The 22,856-nt window shown below is 59.8% G+C and carries 14 protein-coding genes; 12 read left to right on the top strand and 2 right to left on the bottom strand.

Annotated elements, in window-relative coordinates; genetic code table 11:
• Entirely contained in the window at positions 1-780 is a 780-nt protein-coding gene (locus KGA82_RS09710) for a TSUP family transporter (RefSeq protein WP_223434540.1), read from the top strand.
• On the opposite strand, the gene nudC is transcribed toward KGA82_RS09710, so the two are convergent.
• Positions 748-1,578, bottom strand: a complete 831-nt coding sequence (gene nudC, locus KGA82_RS09705; protein ID WP_008026265.1) for an NAD(+) diphosphatase — start codon at positions 1,576-1,578, stop codon at positions 748-750. The two genes, KGA82_RS09710 and nudC, sit on opposite strands and share 33 nt — an antisense overlap.
• 7 nt (positions 1,579-1,585) lie before the next feature.
• Entirely contained in the window at positions 1,586-2,398 is an 813-nt protein-coding gene (locus KGA82_RS09700; RefSeq protein WP_223434542.1) for a crotonase/enoyl-CoA hydratase family protein, read from the bottom strand.
• 555 nt (positions 2,399-2,953) lie between these two features.
• Between KGA82_RS09700 and glgA the strand changes: the two genes are divergently transcribed.
• The 11 genes from glgA (at position 2,954) to KGA82_RS09645 (ending at position 22,814) form a co-directional block, all read left to right on the top strand.
• The gene (gene glgA / locus KGA82_RS09695; protein ID WP_223450242.1) at positions 2,954-4,540 is read left to right on the top strand and encodes a glycogen synthase GlgA; all 1,587 of its coding nucleotides are present in this window, start codon (positions 2,954-2,956) and stop codon (positions 4,538-4,540) included.
• Between the two features lie 13 nt (positions 4,541-4,553).
• On the top strand, positions 4,554-6,350 hold the full coding sequence (gene treZ / locus KGA82_RS09690; protein ID WP_223450241.1) for a malto-oligosyltrehalose trehalohydrolase: 1,797 nt from the start codon (positions 4,554-4,556) through the stop codon (positions 6,348-6,350).
• Complete coding sequence (gene malQ / locus KGA82_RS09685; RefSeq protein WP_223450240.1) at positions 6,347-8,425, top strand: 4-alpha-glucanotransferase; 2,079 nt, start codon at positions 6,347-6,349, stop codon at positions 8,423-8,425. The genes treZ and malQ overlap by 4 nt, the downstream gene beginning before the upstream one ends.
• Entirely contained in the window at positions 8,422-11,193 is a 2,772-nt protein-coding gene (locus KGA82_RS09680) for a malto-oligosyltrehalose synthase (protein ID WP_223450239.1), read from the top strand. Before malQ ends, KGA82_RS09680 begins: the two co-directional genes overlap by 4 nt.
• Before the next feature lie 2 nt (positions 11,194-11,195).
• Positions 11,196-11,522, top strand: a complete 327-nt coding sequence (locus tag KGA82_RS09675) for a DUF2934 domain-containing protein (protein WP_207284279.1) — start codon at positions 11,196-11,198, stop codon at positions 11,520-11,522.
• Positions 11,523-11,613: 91 nt separating this feature from the next.
• Entirely contained in the window at positions 11,614-13,773 is a 2,160-nt protein-coding gene (gene glgX / locus KGA82_RS09670) for a glycogen debranching protein GlgX (protein WP_223450238.1), read from the top strand.
• Between the two features lie 215 nt (positions 13,774-13,988).
• Entirely contained in the window at positions 13,989-14,747 is a 759-nt protein-coding gene (locus KGA82_RS09665) for a PIG-L deacetylase family protein (RefSeq protein WP_192227257.1), read from the top strand.
• A gap of 168 nt (positions 14,748-14,915) precedes the next feature.
• Positions 14,916-15,716 (top strand): endonuclease/exonuclease/phosphatase family protein, encoded by an 801-nt coding sequence (locus KGA82_RS09660; RefSeq protein ID WP_223450237.1) that lies wholly within the window; start codon positions 14,916-14,918, stop codon positions 15,714-15,716.
• A gap of 417 nt (positions 15,717-16,133) precedes the next feature.
• Positions 16,134-17,201 (top strand): autotransporter outer membrane beta-barrel domain-containing protein, encoded by a 1,068-nt coding sequence (locus KGA82_RS09655; RefSeq protein ID WP_223450236.1) that lies wholly within the window; start codon positions 16,134-16,136, stop codon positions 17,199-17,201.
• 94 nt (positions 17,202-17,295) lie between these two features.
• Complete coding sequence (locus KGA82_RS09650) at positions 17,296-20,067, top strand: RHS repeat-associated core domain-containing protein (protein WP_223450235.1); 2,772 nt, start codon at positions 17,296-17,298, stop codon at positions 20,065-20,067.
• A 32-nt stretch (positions 20,068-20,099) separates the two neighbouring features.
• On the top strand, positions 20,100-22,814 hold the full coding sequence (locus KGA82_RS09645; protein WP_223450234.1) for an RHS repeat domain-containing protein: 2,715 nt from the start codon (positions 20,100-20,102) through the stop codon (positions 22,812-22,814).
• Positions 22,815-22,856 lie beyond the last annotated feature (42 nt).

Raw genomic sequence — 22,856 nt, 5'->3', positions numbered from 1 at the left:
ATGCCTTTCGAACTCAGCGTTGACCTCACCACCCTCGCCATCCTGGCCGTCGTCGCCTTCATTGCCGGTTTCATCGACGCCATTGCCGGCGGCGGTGGTCTGTTGACCACGCCGGCGCTGTTGACCGCTGGCCTGCCGCCGCACCTGGTGCTGGGCACCAACAAACTCAGTTCGACCTTCGGCTCGGCCACCGCCAGTTTCACCTTCTATCGACGCAAACTGTTCCATCCCCGGCAGTGGGTGCACGCCATCGTCGGCACCTTGGTCGGCGCGCTGACCGGTGCCGTGGTCGCGCATTACCTGCCTGCCGAATGGCTGAACAAAATGCTGCCGGTGATCGTGTTCGCCTGCGGCCTCTACCTGTTGTTCGGTGGCACGCCGAAAGCGCCGCTGGACAGCAACGCCCCGATCAAGAAAAAGTGGCAATCGACCCAAGGCTTCAGCCTCGGCTTCTACGACGGCGTGGCCGGCCCCGGCACTGGCGCGTTCTGGACCGTGAGCAGCCTGCTGATGTACCCCATCGATCTGGTGAAGGCCAGCGGCGTGGCGCGCAGCATGAACTTCGTCAGCAACATTGCGGCGCTGTCGGTGTTCATCTTTTCCGGGCAAGTGGACTGGATCATCGGCCTGAGCATGGGCCTGTCGGTGATGGTCGGTGCGTTCTTCGGTGCGCGCTCCGCCATCAGCGGCGGAGCCAAGTTCATTCGCCCGGTGTTCATCACCGTAGTGCTGGGTCTGACTGTGCGCCTAGCCTGGCAGCACTGGTTCAGCGTGGCCTAAGCGCCGCGCCACATAGACGTCGATCAGGTAACGGGCAATCGAGCGTGACGCCGGCAACGGCGGCAGCTCGTGCACGTTGAACCACTGGGCGTCTTCGATCTCGTCCTCCTGGCAAACAATCTCGCCGCCGGCGTACTCGGCGTGGAAGCCGAGCATCATCGAGTGCGGGAACGGCCAGCACTGACTGCCCATGTACTGGATGTTCTTGACCTCGATCTGCACCTCTTCACGCACCTCGCGAATCAGGCAGTCTTCAGCCGATTCGCCCGGTTCGGCAAATCCCGCCAGCGTGCTGTAGACCCCGGTGACAAACCGTGGCGAACGCGCCAGCAAGACTTCATCGCCACGGGTGATCAGCACGATCATGCTCGGCGAAATCCGCGGGTAATAGCGCAAATTGCACGGCTCGCAATACATCGCCCGCTCACGCGGCACCTGCAAGGTCGCCTGCCCGCAGTTGCCGCAAAAACGGTGTTCGCGGGCCCAGGTGCCGATCTGCGCGGCATAACCCAGCACTTTGTAAACCGCGTGATCGCCATCGAGCATGAACGCCCGCAAGCCTTTCCAGTTGCAGCCCGGTACTTCGCTGTGACTGCGCAGCTCCAGCAGGTAGACCGGTTCGCCATCCAGATGACCGATGCCGTGTTCGGCCAGAACCGGCAGGTCCTGACGCTTGAGCCATTCACGCGGGAACAGCGCGCCATTGTCGTCGAACAGGAAGCCTTCGGGGCTGCGCGCAACGGCCCAGCCGCCCGGTTGATCGGTGTCCAGTACTGCAGTGGTCCAGCGTGAAGTCATTTTTCAATCAATCCAGAAATTCGGGTTTCTGTTTGCTCATATGGGCGGCCATGGCCACGCGCAAGTCAGTGGATTGCAGCATGGCGGCGTTCCAGGTAGCGACGTATTCAAGGCCGTCGTCAATGCGATGGTCGCGCATGTAGCTGATCATCTCTTTGGTGCCGGTGATCGCAATCGGCGACTTGCCGGCGATGTCCCGGGCAATGCCCATGACACCGTCGAGCAGGCTGGCGGCGTCGCTGTAGACGCGATTGACCAGGCCGATACTGCGCGCTTCCTCGGCGCCAAACGAGCGACCAGTGTAAGCCAGTTCACGCAGCATGCCGTCACCGATGATCCGCGGCAAGCGTTGCAAGGTGCCAACGTCGGCGGCCATGCCGATGTCGATTTCCTTGATCGAGAATTGCGCGTCTTCGGCGGCATAACGCATGTCGCAGGCGGCAATCAGGTCGATCGCGCCACCCAGGCAATAACCCTGGATTGCTGCCAGCACCGGCTTGCGGCAGTTGTCGACGGCATTGAAGGACGCTTGCAGCGCGAGGATCTTGCGGCGCAGCAGGCGCGCATTGCGGCCGACGTCCTTGCCCAGCTCATTGGCCACGCCGGCCAGCATCATCAGGTCGATACCGGAGGAAAAGTGTTTGCCGGCGCCGCTGAGCACCACCACCCGGACTTCGTCGGTGTCATCGATCCACTGGAAGATCTCGATGATCTCGTTCCAGAACGCGGCGTTCATCGAGTTGATCTTTTCCGGACGATTGATCTGCACATGGGCAATTTTATCGGCCAGTTCGACGGTGAACGCAGTGTACTGAGACATGGCAGTGATCCTTTACCGGGCAAAAAATGAGGCCCGAACTATAACAAGGCAACCCGCGCCGCAGTAAGGCAGCGGTTCGGCCAAAAGCGGGACCTGAGAGCGCACCACAACAGTGCGCAGCCGTAATCGCCCTCGCACATTCGTGTGACTGCCAGGTTACTTTTTGGGGCCGAATCGCGAAAAAACATGCCCTTCGTCGGGGCGTTTGGCTGCCTATCCGGTACGTCCGTACCGCTTTGAACCGATTGTCGAACAATTTTGCCAACTGGCCTTCACCGCTCTAAGTTCTGGCCTAGACTCCTTTTCGCGGGGCAAAACCGGTCGGTCACAAAGTGTCAAAAAAATCGAAACTTTTGCCATTTGTGGCCGGTCCTCTGAAAGGTAGGTGCGTTGCGACTGGTGCAATCCTTGCAACGGCCACTCCAGCCATTCTGCTTTAACGCATGGGCAGCGTTTGCTCACCGATGCGTAGCGCGTTTGCGCCCGGCCACAGGATTTGGCCACGAAACACCGTTTGCCAGACCTAGAACTAGATCAACAACACGGGAGATTCATATGATCAGTACGGCATTAGATATCCAGGGAGAACGTGCTCATCAGCAGGTCGGCGAAACGAGCGCCGTGAACGCCCCAAGTGCCCAATCGATCAGCGTCACGGGTACCAAGACGTTGACGCCGGTGGTCAGTCAGAATCCCAACAGAAAGAAAGTGTTGTTTGTGACCTCGGAAATCGCCGACCTGGTGAAGACCGGCGGTCTGGGTGACGTTTCCGCGGCGCTGCCCCGGGCCATGGCGAAATTGCACGATGTGCGTGTGCTGATCCCCGGTTACCCGCAAGTGCTGCACAGCGAAAACCCGATCCACATTATTGGTGAGCTCGGCGGTCATGCCGCGCTGCCTGCCTGCAAGATCGGGCGCATGGACATGCCTGACGGCCTGGTCATTTACGTGTTGATCTGCCCTGAACTCTACGAGCGCGAAGGTTCACCTTACGGCGCCAACAACGGTCGCGACTGGCCGGACAACCATATTCGTTTCGCCCGCCTGGGCCTGGCGGCTGCCGACATCGCCGCCAACCTCGCACAAATCCACTGGTGCCCGGACCTGGTGCACGCCCATGACTGGCCCGCCGGCCTGGCCCCCGCCTATATGCACTGGCGCGGTCAACGCACGCCGACGCTGTTCACCATTCACAACCTCGCTTATCAAGGCGTGACCAGCCTGGGGTCGTGCCCCGAGCTGGGCATTCCCGCGCATGCCCTGCAACAGGAAGGCATGGAGTTTTACGGCAAGATGTCGTTCCTCAAGGCCGGCATGGCTTATTCGAGCCACATCACCACCGTCAGCGCCACCTACGCCCAGGAAATCACCACGCCGGCCTTCGGCTGCGGCCTCGACGGTTTTCTCGCCGCCAAGACCCAGCAAGGCCTGCTCAGCGGGATTCCCAATGGCATCGATGAAAGCTGGGACGCCGCCACGGACAGCCACCTGTTCCGTCCGTTCAGCATCGGTGACTGGGAAGGCAAAGCGGTCAACGCGGCGCACGTACGCGAGCTGTTCGGGCTGGACGACTCCGAAGGTCCGCTGTTCGCCGTGGTCTCGCGTCTGGTCTATCAGAAAGGCCTGGACCTGACGGAAGCCGTGTCCGAATACATCGTCAAATCCGGTGGCCAGATCGCGATCATCGGGCGCGGCGAGCCGGAAGAAGAACAGGCAATGCGTGAACTGGCCCTGCGCTTTCCAGGGCAGATCGGTGTGCGCATCGGCTTCAACGAAACCGACGCCCGCCGCATGTTCGCCGGCAGCGATTTCCTGCTGATGCCCTCGCGTTATGAGCCGTGCGGCTTGAGCCAGATGTACGCCCAGCGTTTTGGTTCGTTGCCGGTGGCACGCAACACCGGTGGCCTGGCCGACACCATCGAAAATGGCGTGACCGGCTTCCTGTTCGACGAATCCACGGTCGAGAGCTATCAGGAAGCCCTGAGCCGTGCCTTCAAGGTGTTCGCCTTTCCCGGTTTGCTCAATGCCATGCGTTGCCGGGCCATGGCCGCACCGTTCAACTGGTGCAAAGCCGTCGAACCCTACGCCGAACTCTACGAACAGCTGGTGGCTAAAGCGCTGGGGAAATCGAACAAACAGTAAGAGGTTTTCAACGATGCCGTTACGGACCCTTGAGACCTGGCCCCACGGCGCAATCATGCTGGACGCAGAGCACACGCGTTTTGCCTTGTGGGCGCCGGATGCGTTTTTTGTCAGTGTCGAACTGGAAGATGGACAGTCCTTGCCGTTGCTGCCTCAGGCCGATGGCTGGTTCGTGATCAAGACGCGCTGTCCTGCGGGCACGCGTTACCGCTACAACATTGATGGCGAACTCGAGGTGCCCGACCCGGCCTCCCGCGCTCAGGCCGGTGACATTCACCGGCACAGCGTGGTGGTCGATCCCCTCGCCTACACCTGGCGACACCGCGACTGGCTGGGACGGCCCTGGAACGAGGCGGTGATCTACGAGTTGCACGTCGGTGCGCTTGGCGGTTTTGTCGAGGTCGAGCAGCACCTGGCGCGGCTTGCCGGACTGGGCATTACCGCCATCGAACTGATGCCGCTGGCGCAGTTCCCCGGTGATCGCAATTGGGGCTACGACGGGGTTCTGCCCTACGCGCCCCAGGCGTCCTATGGCACGCCCGAGCAACTCAAGCACCTGATCGACAGCGCCCACGGCCATGGTCTGGCGGTGATGCTTGATGTGGTCTACAACCACTTCGGCCCGGACGGCAATTACCTGCATCGCTACGCCAAGGCGTTCTTCAATGAAGACAAGCACACGCCTTGGGGCGCGGCCATCGACTTCCGGCGACGCGAGGTGCGCGACTTCTTTATCGACAATGCATTGATGTGGTTGCTGGAATACCGTTTTGACGGTTTGCGCTTCGACGCGGTGCACGCGATCAAGAGCCCGGACTTTCTACAGGAATTGGCGCAACGCATCCGGCAGCAAGTCGACCCGGCGCGCCACGTGTGGCTAACGGTCGAAAACGAACACAACCAGGCCAGCCTGCTGCAGGAAGGTTACGACGCGCAGTGGAACGACGACGGCCACAATGCCTTGCACGTGCTGCTGACCGGTGAAACCGAGGCCTATTACGCTGACTATGCCGACAACCCTACCGAACAGTTGGCACGCTGCCTGAGCCAGGGCTTTGTGTTCCAGGGCCACACCAACCGCCACGGCGTAGCTCGCGGCGAGCCCAGCGGTCATTTGCCGCCCACGGCGTTCGTGCTGTTCTTGCAGAACCATGACCAGATCGGCAATCGCGCATTCGGCGAACGGCTGCACCAACTCGCCCACCCTGACGCCTTGAAAGCCGCGACGGCGTTGTTGCTGTTATCGCCGATGATCCCGCTGATGTTCATGGGCGACGAGTTTGCCGCCGAGCAACCGTTCCTGTTTTTCACCAGCCATCACGGCGAACTGGCGGAACTCGTTCGCGAAGGTCGGCGTAACGAATTTTGCGCGTTCGATGCATTTTCCGATCCGGCCAAGCGTGAACAGATTCCCGACCCGAACGCGCAGCAGACCTTCGAAGACTCACGACCGAATCTGACGGCGAGCGGGCAATCGGCCATTTACACGCTGTATCGCCAACTGCTGAAAATCCGCCACGAGCAGATCATCGCGCGCCTGCCCGGTGCACACCCGTTGGGTGCCGAGGCACTGGCGCCAGGCGCGGTGAGCGCACGCTGGCAACTGGGCGATGGCGCCCTGCTGCGCATTGACCTGAACCTCAGCGACAAGCCGGTGGTCCACTCCCCACAGGCCGGCACTTCGTTGTTGTTCGAACACCCGCCGAAGTCCGCCGACCTGCTGAATCAGGGCACCCTTGCCCCGTATTGCGCGCTAGTCAGCCTCACGACCGCAGCCCCTTTGCTACCCCCGGATGGAGAGCGCCCATGAGCGATGCGCAATTGGAAATACTGGCTAGCCGAGCTGGCCTGGCCGTCGACTGGATCGATGCCAACGGCCGCCCACAAAAAGTCGCGCCATCGGTGTTACGCAATGTCCTGACCGGGCTCGGCCATCCGGCCGGCAGCGCCCAGGAGATCGATGCCAGCCTGCAAGAATTGCAGCAAGTGCAACAAACCCGGCATCTGCCGCCGCTGCTGACCGCGGACGTTGGCGTGGGCCTCAGCCTCGCGCATTATTTCGAGCCGCAGACCCCCTGCGAGATCCACCTTGAGGACGGATCGCGGCTCAACCTGAAACTGGATGCCCAGGCGATGTTGCCGGGCCTGATTCCTGTCGGTTATCAGCACGTCACAATCGACGGCCAATCCTTTACGCTGGCCGTGGCGCCGGCACGCTGCTACAGCGTCAGCGATGCGGTCGACAGCCCGATCCCTCGCGCCTGGGGGCTGAGCGTGCAGCTGTACTCGCTGCGCCGTCCCGGCGATGGCGGTTTTGGCGACACCCAGGCGCTGGAAGACCTCGCCCGCGTTGCCGGTGAGCGTGGCGCCGAAGCGCTGGCGATCAGTCCGCTGCACGCGATGTTCAGCAGCGACACCCAGCGCTATAGCCCTTATTCGCCGTCCAGCCGCCTGTTCCTCAACAGCCTGTACGCAGCACCCGGCGCGATACTTGGCGAACGAGCGATGCGCACGGCGATTGACGCCACCGGGCTCGCCGCCGAGCTCAAGCATCTGGAACAACAGCCGCTGGTTGACTGGCCTGTGGCGGCCGACGCCAAGCACCGTTTGTTGCAGGCGTTGTACGAAGGTTTTGTCCAGGGCGAACACCCGTTGCACGCCGATTTCAGCAGTTTCCGCCACGCGGCTGGCGAAGCGCTGGAGAACCACTGTCGTTTCGAAGCCATTCAGGAGGCCCGTGCTGCCAAAGGTGAAAACCTCGACTGGCGCGAGTGGCCCGAGCAATGGCGCGACCCGCGCAGTGCTGCGCTGGCTGAATTTGCCGAAGAGAATGCCGGGCGCATCGGCTTCTTCGCCTTCTGCCAGTGGTTGATTACCCGTTGCCTGGAGCGCGCACAAGCCGCCGCGCGCGGCAGCGGCATGAGCATTGGCCTGATCGCTGACCTCGCGGTCGGTGCCGACGGCGGCGGCAGCCAGGCCTGGAGTCGCCAGGACGAATTGCTCGCCTCGCTGACGGTGGGTGCGCCGCCGGACATTCTTAATCGCACCGGGCAGGGCTGGGGGATTTCCGCGTTCTCGCCCGAAGGCCTGGTGCGTCACGGATTTCGTGCGTTCATCGAAATGCTCCGGGCCAACTTCGCCCATGCCGGTGGCCTGCGCATCGATCACGTCATGGGATTGCAACGGCTGTGGGTGATCCCCAACGGCGCATCACCCGCCGATGGCGCTTATCTTTATTACCCGGTGGACGATCTGCTGCGCCTGCTGACCCTGGAATCCCATCGGCATCAAGCCATCGTCCTCGGCGAAGATCTCGGGACAGTGGAGGACGGCCTGCGGGAAAAACTCATCGCCCGTTCGATTCTCGGCATGCGCGTGTTGCTGTTCGAGCAGGACAACACACACTTCAAGCCGATCCTCGACTGGCCGGACAACGCACTGGCCACCACCAGCACCCACGATTTACCGACGCTCAACGGCTGGTGGCATGGCCACGATATCGACTGGAATGCCCGATTGGGCCTGGTCGACGCCACGGGTGAAATCGAGTGGCGCCGTCACCGCGAACGCGAGCGTGAAGGTCTGCGCCGCGCGTTGAGCCAGGACCCGCAGAATTTCCGCGAAGAGTCCCATGAGACCGATCAGATACTCGACGCAGCCATTCGCTTCCTCGGCCATACCCGCGCGCCGCTGGTGTTGTTGCCGCTGGAGGATGCCCTGGGCATCGAACAGCAGGCCAACCTGCCCGGCACCATCGATACCCATCCGAATTGGTCGCGCCGCTTGCCCGGTGCCAGCGAAGCCCTGCTCGATGACCTGGACGCGGCCCGACGCCTGGAATTGCTTGCCTGCGCGCGGCTTCAGGCGGCCGAGCGTGACCGATGAATCAACCACGCGCGACCCTGCGTTTGCAGTTTCATAAAGGCTTCACGCTGGACGACGCGGTGCCGCTGGTGTCCTATTTCGCCCGCCTCGGCATCAGCCATGTCTACGCCTCGCCGCTGCTGAGCGCACGCGCAGGTTCCATGCACGGCTATGACGTGGTGGACCCGACCACGGTCAACCCGGAACTGGGCGGCGAATCGGCGTTGCGCCGTTTGGTCAGCGCGTTGCGTGAGCAGAACATGGGGCTGATCCTCGACATTGTCTCCAACCACATGGCGGTCGGTGGCGGCGATAATCCCTGGTGGCTGGACTTGCTGGAATGGGGCCGGTTGAGCCCGTACGGCGAATTTTTCGACATACAATGGCATTCGCCCGATCCGTTGATGGAGGGTCAGCTCTTGCTGCCATTCCTCGGCAGCGACTATGGCGTGGCGTTGCAGGACGGCACCCTGCCCTTGCGCTTCGATGCGCAGCACGGTGCTTTTTACGTCCAACACTACGATCATCACTTCCCGATCTGCCCGATGGACTACGGCGAATTGCTCAAGGACGATACCGAGCGATTAAAGTCACTGGCCGACCGTTTCAGCACCTTGAGTTACCAGACAGACGCCCACCGCCTGGCCAAACCGTTGAAAGACGAGCTGCGCGAACTGGCCAGCGACCCGGCCCTGCTTCAAGTCATCGAGCAGAACCTGCAAGCCTACGATTCGCTCACGCCGGACGGTTTCCAGCGCCTGCACCAGTTGCTGGAACGTCAAAGCTATCGCCTCGCCAGTTGGCGCACGGCGGCGGATGACATCAACTGGCGGCGCTTTTTCGATGTCAACGAACTGGGCGGCCTGCGTGTGGAGCGCCCGGCGGTGTTCGAAGCCACTCACGCAAAAATCTTCGAACTGGTCGCCGAGGGCTTGATCGACGGCCTGCGCATCGACCACATCGATGGCCTCGCCGATCCGCGCGGTTATTGCCGCAAACTGCGGCGCCGGGTCGACAGCCTGGCGCCGGGCCGACACCTGCCGATCTACGTCGAGAAGATTCTCGGTGAAGGTGAAACCCTGCACCGTGACTGGTCGGTGGATGGCACCACCGGTTATGAATTCATGAACCAGGTGTCCTTGCTGCAACATGATCCCGCTGGTGAGAAAACCCTCGGCGAATTGTGGAACCGCTACAGCGAACGGCCCGCCGATTTCCGTCAGGAAGCACACCTGGCCCGTCAGCAAATTATCAACGGCTCGCTTGCCGGCGACTTCGAAAGCGTCGCCCAGGCGCTGCTGCAAGTGGCCCGGGATGATGTGATGACCCGCGACCTGACCCTCGGCGCGATTCGTCGGGCGTTGCAGGAACTGATCGTGCACTTCCCGGTGTATCGCACCTACATCAGCCCTTGTGGGCGCTCCGTTGAGGACGATGGGTTTTTTCAGCAAGCCATGGACGGCGCGCGGCAAAACCTCAGCGAAGCCGATTGGCCGGTACTCGATTGTCTGGCCCGATGGCTGGGCGGCGAACCCTGGCGAAAACGCCCGGTGGGCCGCCCGCGCAAGATGCTCAAGCATGCCTGCGTGCGTTTTCAGCAGTTGACGTCACCGGCAGCGGCAAAGGCCGTCGAGGACACCGCGTTTTATCGCTCGGCGGTTTTGCTGTCGCGTAATGACGTGGGGTTCAACACGGAACAATTCAGTGTACCGGTGGCTGACTTCCATGCCGCATGCCTCAATCGTCTCGAAGAATTCCCCGACAACCTGCTGACCACCGCGACTCACGACCACAAACGCGGCGAAGACACCCGTGCCAGGCTGGCGGTGTTGAGCGAGCGCAGCGCGTGGTTCGCCGAGCAGGTGCCGCTCTGGCAGACGCTGGCTCGGCCAGTTCGCGACGACGATGCGATGCCGTCGGCGGGGGATGAATTGATTCTGTATCAGACGATTCTCGGCAGTTGGCCACTGGAACTGCGCGTCGACGATCGGCCCGCGCTTGAGGACTACGTCAAACGTCTCTGGCAGTGGCAGCAGAAAGCCTTGCGTGAAGCCAAGCTGCAAAGCAGCTGGAGCGCGCCGAACGATGCGTATGAACGTGCGACCCAGGCATTCATCGAACGTCTGCTGCTAAGCCCCGAAGCCGAGCTGCTGCGCGCAGCCCTGAGCAAAGCCGTGACGTCCATCGCTGCATCCGGCGCACTCAACGGATTGGCGCAAACCTTGCTGCGCATGACCGTGCCGGGCATTGCGGACCTTTACCAAGGCAACGAGTACTGGGACTTCTCGCTGGTCGATCCGGACAACCGTCACCCGGTGGATTACGCAAGTCGCCAACACACCCTGCAACGTCCGCCAGAACTGCCGGAACTGCTGGCCAACTGGCGTGACGGACGCATCAAACAAACCCTGATCGCGCGCACATTAGGCCTGCGCGCCCAACAGGCCGAGCTGTTTCAACGCGGGACGTATCAAGCGCTGGAAGTAGTCGGCTGCGAGGCACACCGAGTGTTGGCATTTGCGCGCTCGTACAACCAGAAGCAGGCCATCGTGATCGTCCCGATACGCTGTGCGGGCCTGCTGAAAAACAGTGCCATACCCCATGTCGGCGCGCCGCTGTGGGGCGATACGCGAGTCAAATTACCGTTTACCACCCCTGCCGAAAATCTGAAGGGACTTTTTTCCAGCGTCGCAGTCACAGAACACAAGGAGCTGATGATTGGCGCCGCGCTGGGGGATTTCCCGGTCAATCTCTTTATCCAAAACTTTGAGTTCAGTTCAGGAGCATAGCGATGAGTACCGACGATAAACGCATCCGCGAATTTGCCTATCAGATCTGGGAATCGGAAGGAAAACCCGAGGGCCATGAAGCCCGGCACTGGGAGATGGCTCGAAAACTGGCAGAAGCCGAAGCCCTGGCCCCCAGCAAATCGCCCAAGGCGGCCAGCAGCAAAGCGGCAGGCACCAAGCCTGCCGTCAGCAAAACCGCCAACGGCAAGGCTGGCGAGCCGAAAACCAAAGCCAAGGCGAAACCGGCCGCTGCGGCAAAGGTGATCCCGCCCGGGGAAAAATCCACCGAGAAGAAACCTCGCGCAGCGCGTAAACCGCCTGCGGTCTGACGCTTCCCGGCATTGCCCTGACTGACCTTGTGGCGAGCGACCTCTCGCCACCGTGGGCACGTTCGCCCCCGATAAACCTGTAGGAGCATCTATGACCAGTCCAAAAAAAGCCGCGCCAGAACCTCAGACCGAGGCTTCGCGAATCCGGGAAGGCCTGCCCTTCCCGCTGGGCGCCACCTGGGATGGTCTGGGGGTCAATTTCGCCTTGTTCTCCGCCAACGCGACCAGGGTCGAACTGTGCATCTTCGATGACGCCGGCGAAGTTGAACTGGAGCGCATCGAACTGCCGGAATACACCGACGAGATCTACCACGGCTACCTCCCCGACGCTCATCCGGGGCTGATCTACGGCTACCGTGTTTATGGCCCGTATGACCCGGCCAACGGGCATCGCTTCAATCACAACAAACTGTTGATCGACCCCTACGCCAAACAACTGGTCGGCCAGTTGAAGTGGTCCGAAGCACTGTTCGGCTACACCATCGGCCACCCCGACGCCGACCTCAGTTTTGACGAACGCGACAGCGCGCCGTTCGTACCGAAATGCAAGGTGATCGACCCGGCGCACACCTGGGGCCACGACCATCGCGTCAGCGTGCCGTGGGACAAAACGATCATTTACGAAACTCACGTGCGCGGCTTCAGCATGCGTCACCCGTCTGTCCCCGAGAACGTGCGTGGCACCTTCGCCGGGTTGATGGTCGATGACATGCTGGAACACATCCGCAAGCTCGGTGTATCAACCGTGGAATTGCTGCCGATTCACGCGTTCGTGAATGACCAGCACTTGTTGCACAAAGGCATGACCAATTACTGGGGCTACAACAGCATCGCGTTTTTCGCCCCGGACCCGCGCTACTTGGCCAGCGGCAAGATCGCCGAGTTCAAGGAAATGGTCGCGCACCTGCACGAAGCCAATCTGGAGGTGATTCTCGACGTGGTGTACAACCACACCGCCGAGGGCAACGAACAGGGCCCGACCCTGTCCATGCGGGGTATCGACAACGCCTCGTATTACCGCTTGATGCCCGACGACAAGCGCTTCTACATCAACGATTCCGGCACTGGCAACACCCTGGACCTGAGTCACCCGTGCGTGCTGCAAATGGTCACCGACTCCCTGCGTTACTGGGCGTCGGAAATGCACGTGGACGGTTTTCGCTTCGACCTGGCGACCATTCTCGGGCGCTACCACGACGGTTTCGATGAACGTCACAGCTTCCTCGTTGCCTGCCGCCAGGACCCTGTACTGCGCCAGGTGAAAATGATTGCCGAGCCGTGGGACATTGGCCCCGGTGGCTATCAGGTCGGTCGCTTTCCACCGGGCTGGGTCGAATGGAACGACAAATTCCGCGATACCGTGCGCGCGTTCTGGAAAGGCGACGACGGCCAACTCGCTGACTTCGCCAGCCGGATGACTGCCTCCGGTGAAATGTTCAATCAGCGTGGTCGGCGGCCCTACGCATCGGTGAACTTCGTCACCGCTCACGACGGCTTCACCCTCAACGACCTGGTGTCGTACAACGAAAAACACAACGAAGCCAACGACGAGAACAACCAGGACGGCAGCAACAACAACCTGTCCTGGAACCACGGCGTCGAAGGCCCGACTGACGACCCGGAGATCAATGCGCTCCGCCAGCGGCAGATGCGCAACTTCTTCGCCACCCTGCTGCTGTCCCAGGGCACGCCGATGCTGGTGGCCGGTGACGAGTTCGCCCGCACCCAGGACGGCAACAACAATGCCTATTGTCAGGACAGTGAAATCGGCTGGGTCAATTGGGACCTGAGCGAAGATGGCAAGGCGTTGCTGAAGTTCGTCAAACGCCTGATCAAGTTGCGCCTGGCCTACCCGATCCTGCGACGCGGGCGCTTCCTGGTGGGCAATTACAACGAGGACATCGGCGTCAAGGACGTGACCTGGCTGGCGCCGGATGGCAGCGAGATGAGCACCGAACAATGGGAGGAATCCCACGGCAAATGCCTCGGCATGTTGCTCGATGGCCGAGCCCAGGAAACCGGGATTCGCCGCAAGGGCGGTGATGCCACCTTGCTACTGGTGGTCAACGCGCACCACGACATCGTCAACTTCACCTTGCCGCAAGTGCCGGATGGCAGGTTCTGGACCTGCATGGTCGACACCAATCAGCCATCGATCCGCGGTCAGGAGCGCTTCGAGTTCGGCCACGAATATTCGGTCACCGGCCGTTCGCTGCTGCTGTTCGAATTGCAGCGTGAGGAAGAAGAGTGAAATGAAACTTCGGGTTTTTTTACATTGCCAGGCAGCGGCCGGATACGGGAGCGACTCCAGCGATAATTGCGCGACCTGGCACAGCCCGGAGAAAAATATGCACCGGTGGGAACATCGACGCGACGAATAGCGTGACTTGAGCAATACTCTGCTCGCGGCAATCCAGGGTTCGGAGAGCGGCACATTGCTATCAATTAGAACAAGGACGTAGCCCGATGAAATCCGTTTCCATCAGCGACAGCAGCCTTACTGCACAGATCTGGAACAACGCGCCTCAGCTCGACAACATTCCCGTCATCAACACCCAGACCCTGGTCCCGCCCGGCGCCCGCGCCGTGGTGATCGCGCCGCATCCCGGCGATGAAGTCGTGACCTGCGGCGGACTGCTGCAATTACTCAGCGCTCTGGGCCATCCCCTGCAATTGATCTCGATCACCGACGGCAGCGCCAGCCATCCGGGGTCACAGCAATGGTCGGAGAAACGCCTCAGCGTGTTTCGCCCCCAGGAAAGCGTCGAAGCCTTGCGCCGCCTCGGTTTGCCGATGCACAGCCTGAAGTGGATTCGCGGTGGGTTCACCGACAACGCCCTGGCTGAGCGCGAACTTCAGTTGACTCAATTCATCGCGCGGTACTTGCGGCCTGGTGATGTGGTGTTCAGCACCTGGAGCGAGGACGGCAATGTCGACCACGACGTCGTCGGCCGCGCCAGCGCCAAAGCCGCCGCCTCGGTCGGTGCAGCGTTCAACGAAGTACCCGTCTGGGCGTGGCATTGGCCCTCGCGTGATCGAGGGCTGATCCCGTGGCACCGCGCCCGCAAGGTTCGCCTCGACACCTGGACCGTTGCGCGCAAAAGCCACGCCACCCACGCCTACGCCAGCCAGCTCGACGGCGAACCCGCCATCGGTATCGCCCCGCTGCTGCCCCGGGTGCTGCTGGAACGCATGCGGTTGCCCTATGAAATCGTCTTCGTCTAAACCAACACCCCCTGTTGGAGCCGGCTTGCTGGCGATGAGGCCCTTGAACCGTGCGCTAATCTTGAAGACGCCATCGCCGGCAAGTCGGACCGCAGCGCATGCTCAAACTGAACTGCCCGCCCCCGCATCAGTCGCATACATAAGCCAGCCTGATTCAGAGGAGTCAAAGTGACCAGTGATTCCAAGCACCAGACCGTCGAATCGACGCCATTGAACACGCCGCCGGCGATTCATCGACTCAGAGTACTGACGGTCAACACCCACAAGGGCTTCACCGCGCTAAACCGACGCTTCATCCTCCCGGAACTGCGTGAAGCGGTACGCAGTACATCCGCCGACCTGGTGTTCCTGCAGGAAGTCGTCGGCGAACACGAACGCCATTCTTCCCGCCTCAACAACTGGCCGCAGACCTCGCAATACGAGTTCCTCGCCGACAGCATGTGGAGCGATTTCGCCTACGGCCGCAATGCGGTCTACCCCAACGGTCACCACGGTAACGCGCTGCTGTCAAAATACCCGATCCGCGAATACCGCAACCTCGACGTCTCGATCACCGGCCCCGAGCGCCGCGGTCTGCTGCATTGCCTGCTCGACGTACCGGGCCACGCCGAAGTCCACGCGATTTGCGTACACCTGAGCCTGCTGGAAAGTCATCGTCAGTTGCAGCTCCAGTTACTCTGCCAACTGCTTGAGTCTTTACCCGACGATGCACCGGTGATCATCGCCGGCGACTTCAACGACTGGCAGCTACAAGGCAACGCCGCCCTCGCCCGCCACGACTACCTGCACGAAGCCTTCGAGCGCCACCATGGTCGCCCGGCAAAAACCTATCCGGCACGGTTTCCGTTACTGCGCCTGGACCGGATCTATCTGCGCAATGCCAGCAGCCATGAGCCGCGGATATTGGGCAGCAAGCCGTGGACGCATCTGTCGGATCATTTGCCGTTGGCGGTGGAAGTGCGTCTTTAGTGTTTCAGACATGATCCGTCAGGCATCATTGATATTGACAGTAATGTTCTAAGGGATGCGACTGTGAATCTCGCCGTTCACATCGACTTTCTTACCGACCGTCGGCTGCTCAAACGCCTCTGGAACAATACTTTCACGATGATTTTTCGTACAAACAAGAACTTAGATAAGCGCCAAAAAACAATCAGTTGCAACGGCTAAATTAGACATACCGCTTATCGTTCATTTTCTTGACGCGACGCCATCGGTCTTCTTGACTTGACGTTACTACCCCCGGAAGTACCACCCGGAGCAACCCCCAGACACCCGTCAGAACGGGCCGCCAGCGGCTTGCCCCAGTCCATTCGGTCGCCCCTCAATCAGGGGTAGGAGAGACGCCAGAGCGAGATACCACATGCGACTGCAAGGTAGACCTCCATGAAAACTTCATTCACCCCACAAGAGATCAAAGTTACTTTTTGCACGGTGTCGAGTTCACTCTTGCTGTGCTCATCCATGGAAGTGCAGGCCTCGCCTGCCGAGGAAGAAACAACCCCCTGGTATGACCAGGAGGTCCCGGTGCTCACCTTGCCCGCGCTCGCTACCAACTACCCCGGGCGCTTCAGCGCCAAGCCTGATCTGCGAAGTTCACACCTGACCATCGAAGACGCTGCGCCCTCGGCCTGGGATCAGCTCTATGGACAGGCGTCGCGTCAGGCACAAACCGATTATCTCTCCCAGGGATTCAGCATTCCTGGCGCCAACGAATTCAAAGGCCCGGCGATCCTCACCCTGCAAAGCGGTAGCGGCCATACCCAGCAGGTCGGGCTGATCGGCGGGATGAGCCAGTTTCAAGGCAACAGCAACGGCCTGCTGACCAGTCGCGCCCTTGCCGACCCCAACACCGACACCCTCAACCTGCAAGGCCAGAGCCTCGGCGCCTACTGGAGCCTGACCGGCCCACAGGGCTGGCACGTCGACTTGACGGCCAGTGGCGGTCGGGTCAACGGCTTCAGTCGTAATGAACAAGGGGCGCGACAAGCCGCCGAAGGCAGCGCAGTCACCTTCTCGGTGGAAGGTGGCTTTCCGATTGGTCTGGGCGACAACTGGGTGGTCGAACCCCAGGCGCAGTTGATCAATCAGCGCATCACCCTGGACACCCCGTACGCCGGTTCCGGCAATGCGTCCTCCAGCGACCTGACATCCTGGAGCGGTCGGGTCGGTGCTCGGTTGAAAGGTAGCTACGACATCAACGGCCTCGGGGTCGAACCGTATGTGCGGACCAACTTGTGGCACACGGTGTACACCGGCAATACCGTGACCCTGGATCAGGTCGACAAGATAAGCACCAGCCGCTATTCATCGACGGTCGAAGTGGGTTTGGGCCTGGTGGCCAGAGTGACTCCCGCCGTGAGCCTGTATGTCAGCGCGGATTACAGCAGCAGTGTGGATGAAAATGATTTGAATGGCCTGATTGGTAGTTTGGGTGTGCGGATGCGTTGGTGAAAATACTTGATTCACCTGTTACTTCTTACAGTAGGCAGGCGAATGATGGTCGTGCATTGTGATGGGCAGTTCACTTTGATCAAGGCCAGCAAGGATGCCAACCGGAGCTTCGTCATACGCGCATACCGGCACGCCAACCATGGTGGTGTCGGATGCGCGTGGCCTGTTGCTCAGGACAGTGCAGTTTCATCGGCGGGAGGCTGCCGATCCGGTTGACACACGGGTTACCGAGCAACGTTTCGATGCGGCAGGTCGATTAGCGGGCAGTCGTGATCCGTATCTGTTCGATCTGGCTCACACCGATGCATCGACCCCTTTTAACCTGAGCCAAGTGACGAGCCTGTCAGGTGGCGCATTGATGACCGACAGCGTGGATGCCGGATGGCGCGTTGTGTTGCCAGGTGACGCCGGGCAGCCTTTGGAGCACTGGGACGGCCGCGGCAGCCATTCGCTGACCGAGTACGACGAACTGCTGCGCCCGGTGGCCGTGCGTGAAAGCGGTCGGGAAGTGGCCGAACACACGCTGGAGCGATTTACCTATGCCGATGCCAGCGCGGAATCTGCGGCACGCAACCTGTGCGGCCAACTGATCCGTCACGATGACCCGGCCGGCACCGTTCATATTGGTAACCTGAGTATCACCGGCAACGTGCTGAGCCACACGCGGAAGTTTTTGACCGGCACCGACGAGCCCGACTGGCCGGCCGACGTTGCCGGGCGGGATGCATTGCTCGAACCGGGAGACGGCGCAACCACTGCTTACACCTTTGCACCCGGCAGCGAACTGCTCAGCCAGACTGACGCCTTCGGCAATGTTCTGGCCTACGCCTACACCGTCGACGGAGTGCTGAAGAACACGAAACTGACCTTGGCGGGTGCCGGGCAGCTCGAAAAGCTGCTGGTCAGCGCAATCCACTACAACGCCAGCGGCCAGATCGAATCGGAAACCGCCGGTAACGGCGTCATCACTCGCCACCGTTACGACGAAGCCAACGACCGACTGACCGAACTGAGCGCTCACAAAGCCGATGGCACACCGCTGCAAGACCTGAAATATCACTACGACGCCGCGGGCAATGTGCTCAGCATCGAGGACGCCGCGCAACCGATCCGCTACTTCGCCAACCAGCGCATCGCGCCGCTCAAGACCTACCGCTACGACACGCTTGATCAGTTGATCGAAGCCACAGGCTGTGAGGCCAAAACCGGATCCGGCGGCCCCGCCCTGCCCGACTTTCAAGCTCTGCCGCTCGACCCGAGCCAGATCGCCAACTACACACAAACCTTTTATTACGACGCGGGCGGCAATCTGCTGGACCTGGTGCACGTCGGTGCGCAAGCCCATGGCCGCACCTTGACCCGAGCACGCTACAGCAACCGCTGCCTGCCCGAACGCGACAACCGGCCACCGACCGAGGAAGAACTGGCCAACGGCTTCGATACCAATGGCAATCTGCGAGAGCTTCAAGTCGGCCAGTCGCTGACCTGGGACTTGCGTAACCAGCTGTGCGAGGTGCGGCCGGTCATGCGCAAGGACAAAGAAGACGACAGCGAATGCTACATCTACGACGGCGGCGGCCAACGGGTGCGCAAGGTACGTTCGAGTCTGACCAATGCCCGAGCAGTGCTTCGTGAAGTACGCTACCTTCCCGGTGTGGAGGTCCGCAGGAACAGCGGCAGCGGGGAAATCCTCCACGTCATCAGCGCCAACGCCGGCAGCAACGGCGTGCAGGTGCTGCACTGGGTGTCGGCACCACCCGATCAAATGACTCAGGACCAGGTGCGTTACGGCCTCAACGACCACCTGAAATCCAGCGCATTGGAGTTGGATCAAAACGCTGACCTAATCAGCCAGGAATGGTATTACCCGTTTGGCGGCACGGCGTGTTGGGCAGGTCGAAACGCGACCGAGGCCAAGTACAAAACCGTGCGTTATTCCGGCAAGGAGCGGGATGCGACAGGGCTTTATTATTATGGGTTCCGTTATTACGCGCCGTGGTTGCAGCACTGGATCAATCCGGATCCGGTGTGGGCAATTGATGGTCTCAATTTCTATCGAATGCTCAGCAACAATCCGATTGCTTACATTGATGTATTAGGAAACAAGGGAGAAAAGTTCAACAACGACGATCTGGTCGCGTTCAAAAATGAACTTTTCAAGGAATCCAAGTTTGTATTTGACTCCATTAATAACAATGAGCAAATTCAAAAAATTCTTGAAAAAATAAATAAAACAGACTCAATAGTAAAATCCAAACATTATACAAAATTCAAGACTCGAATCCTGAAACTGCTCGCAGAAATCAATACCGAAAAAAACAAGATTGGCCCTGATGCTTTTAAAATGGCAGATAAGCTTTTTAGGTCTTCATTAACCTTTAAGCCTACTACCGATGGAGATTACAAACCCTGGAAGGCACCTGTATACAACTTCTGGGAAAACAATAGATCGAGCGCCTCCCACTCTTCGAGAGCTAGCAGGCCGAGTAGCGCTCAAGGCACGCATCCAGGTCTGCAGCGATCTGGCACTTCAAGCAGGAATACGATAAATCACACTATCGGATATCCAGGCTTTCAAAGATCGACAGTTCCAAATGCATATACTGAAAACCCTGTAGCGACGCTTCGAGGGAACGACTCAACCTTTCGCGCTCATCAAAACCTGTTGAGCATTGAGGGTGATCATCCAATTCAAACTGGCGCCCATGATCCTTATCGCCCAACTGGCACAGAGAATACAAGGCAACAAAATCGTTTCACTGCTCACGAGGCAGATGAGCGCAACCTGCAAACTGCCTCAAACGATATCAATGGAATTCGAGCACGAAGAGGGTCATCTGATAACAGATGGGGGGAGCGAAATTGATTGCTGTAAATGCTTGCTCCGACAAATGCTGAATGAACGCCATGAAAACCTTGGCTTCGTCTATCGCTCATCCAGACACACCGGCACTTCAGGTGTCGGATGCACGTGTCCAGGTGGTCCGAACGGTGCAGTTTCATCGACGGGAGGCTTCCGACCCGGTTGACACACGGGTGACACAACAATGCTTCGATGCGGCGGGTCGATTGACGGCCAGTCGTGATCCGTATCTGTTCGATCTGGCTCACACCGATGCATCGACCCCTTTTAACCTGAGCCAAGTGACGAGTTTGTCAGGTGTCGCATTGATGACCGACAGCGCGGATGCCGGATGGCGCGTTGTGTTGCCAGGCGCCGCCGGGCAGCCTTTGGAGCGCTGGGACGGCCGCGGCAGCCATTCGCTGACCGAATACGATGAACTGCTGCGCTCGGTGGCCGTGCGTGAACATGGTCGGGAAGTGGCCGAACACACGCTGGAGCGCTTTACCTATGCCGATGCCAGCGCGGAATCTGCGGCACGCAATTTGTGTGGCCAACCGATCCGTCACGATGACCCGGCCGGCACAGTTCATGTACATAACCTGAATATCACCGGCAATGTGCTGAGCCACACGCGGAAGTTTTTGACCGGCACCGATGCGCCCGATTGGCCGGCCGACGTTGCCGGGCGGGATGCATTGCTCGAACCGGGAGACGGCGCGACCACGGCTTACACCTTTGCCCCCGGCGGCGAACCGCTCAGCCAGACTGACGCCTTCGGCAATGTTCTGGCCTACGCCTACACCGTCGACGGAGTGCTGAAGAACACGAAACTGACCTTGGCGGGTGCCGGGCAGCTCGAAAAGCTGCTGGTCAGCGCAATCCACTACAACGCCAGCGGCCAGATCGAATCGGAAACCGCCGGTAACGGCGTCATCACCCGCCACCGTTACGACGAAGCCAACGGCCGACTGACCGAACTGAGCACCCTCAAAGCCGATGGCACGCCGTTGCAAGACCTGAAATATCACTACGACGCCGCGGGCAATGTGCTCAGCATCGAGGACGCCGCGCAACCGATCCGCTACTTCGCCAACCAGCGCATCGCGCCGCTCAAGACCTACCGCTACGACACGCTTGATCAGTTGATCGAAGCCACAGGCTGTGAGGCCAAAACCGGATCCGGCGGCCCCGCCCTGCCCGACTTTCAAGCTCTGCCGCTCGACCCGAGCCAGATCGCCAACTACACACAAACCTTTTATTACGACGCGGGCGGCAATCTGCTGGACCTGGTGCACGTCGGTGCGCAAGCCCATGGCCGCACCTTGACCCGAGCACGCTACAGCAACCGCTGCCTGTCCGAACGCGACAACCGGCCACCGACCGAGGACGAGCTGGCCAAAGGTTTCGATGCCAATGGCAATCTGAGAGAACTGCAAGTCGGCCAGTCACTGACCTGGGACTTGCGTAATCAGTTGCGGGATGTGCGGCCGGTCGTGCGCGAGGACAAAGAAGACGACTGCGAATGCTACATCTACGACGGTGGCGGCCAACGGGTGCGCAAGGTGCGTTCGAGTCTGACCAATGCCCGAGCAGTGCTTCGTGAAGTACGTTACCTGCCCGGTGTGGAGGTCCGCAGTCACAGCGGCAGCGGGGAAATCCTCCATGTCATCACCGCCAGCGCTGGCAGCAACAGCGTGCAGGTGCTGTATTGGGCGGCCAGACAACCGCAGGAAATCGCTCAGGATCAAGTGTGTTACGGCCTCGGCGACCACCTGAAATCCATCACACTGGAGTTGGACCAAAATGCTGAACTGATCAGCCGGGAGTGGTATTACGCGTTCGGTGGCACCGCGTATTGGGAGGGTCGGAATGCAGTCGAAATCAAGTACAAAACACTGCGCTACTCTCGTAAGGAACGCGATGCGACTGGCCTTTATTACTACGGATTTCGCTACTACGCGCCGTGGTTGGAGCGATGGATCAATCCCGACCCAGCGGGTGATGTCGATGGGCTGAATCTATTCGGATCCTTCAGGAATGCTCCCACTGTATATTTTGATCCCGATGGCCGAATGATCAGAAGATCATTGTCATCTCTGGACCGCGAACAGTCATTCGCCCCAACCTTTACGCCATTAAACGGCGCTGGTTTAAGCCAACAGAAAAAGCAAGAGGTAATTGAATCATCCGAGGTGATCAGGAGCCACTCTTTGATGCGTACAGAAGAACCTATAAGTGCGCTAAAACTAGCCGCGAGCACTAAAGAAGTTTCTCTTGAAAACATTAAGCTGAAAGGAGAGCGCTTAGGCGCAGGTGCATATGGAGAGGCGTGGAAAGTCAATCAGAACGTTTATAAAATCTACAAGACTACTCCCGTAGAAATTGCCGCCGCTCATGGCATGAAAAACAACACCGCGGCCAACATCAAGCACTCTGTGACCAACTGGAATTATTTCTTTAATAAAGCTTACAGCGGTGCTTACAAGCATTACGCCAATGCTACTGAAGTCCGCACGACGGAAGGCGTCCTAATCATGAGAACTCCTTTCATTGAGGGAGCCAATTTAAACGAGCCGCAATATTATGCCAGCAAAGTAAAAAACGAGTTGCTTGCCGAGCTGGAAAATATGGATCGAGCGCTTGATGACAACAAAGCAGACAATATAAAAATAGTAAATGGGAAAGCACTGATCATAGACTTCGACTTGTTTAAATTCAAACCGGGACGAGGCAAGCAATCCGCACTATCGATGTTTGGTTTCGCTTAAAGAGAGTGGCAGGGAAAGCCAATTAATAGAGCAACATCGTCA

Origin of the sequence: Pseudomonas sp. BF-RE-22 (genome assembly GCF_019956155.1) — a bacterium.
GTDB lineage: Bacteria > Pseudomonadota > Gammaproteobacteria > Pseudomonadales > Pseudomonadaceae > Aquipseudomonas > Aquipseudomonas migulae.
This window is presented reverse-complemented; position numbering and strand designations above follow the sequence as displayed.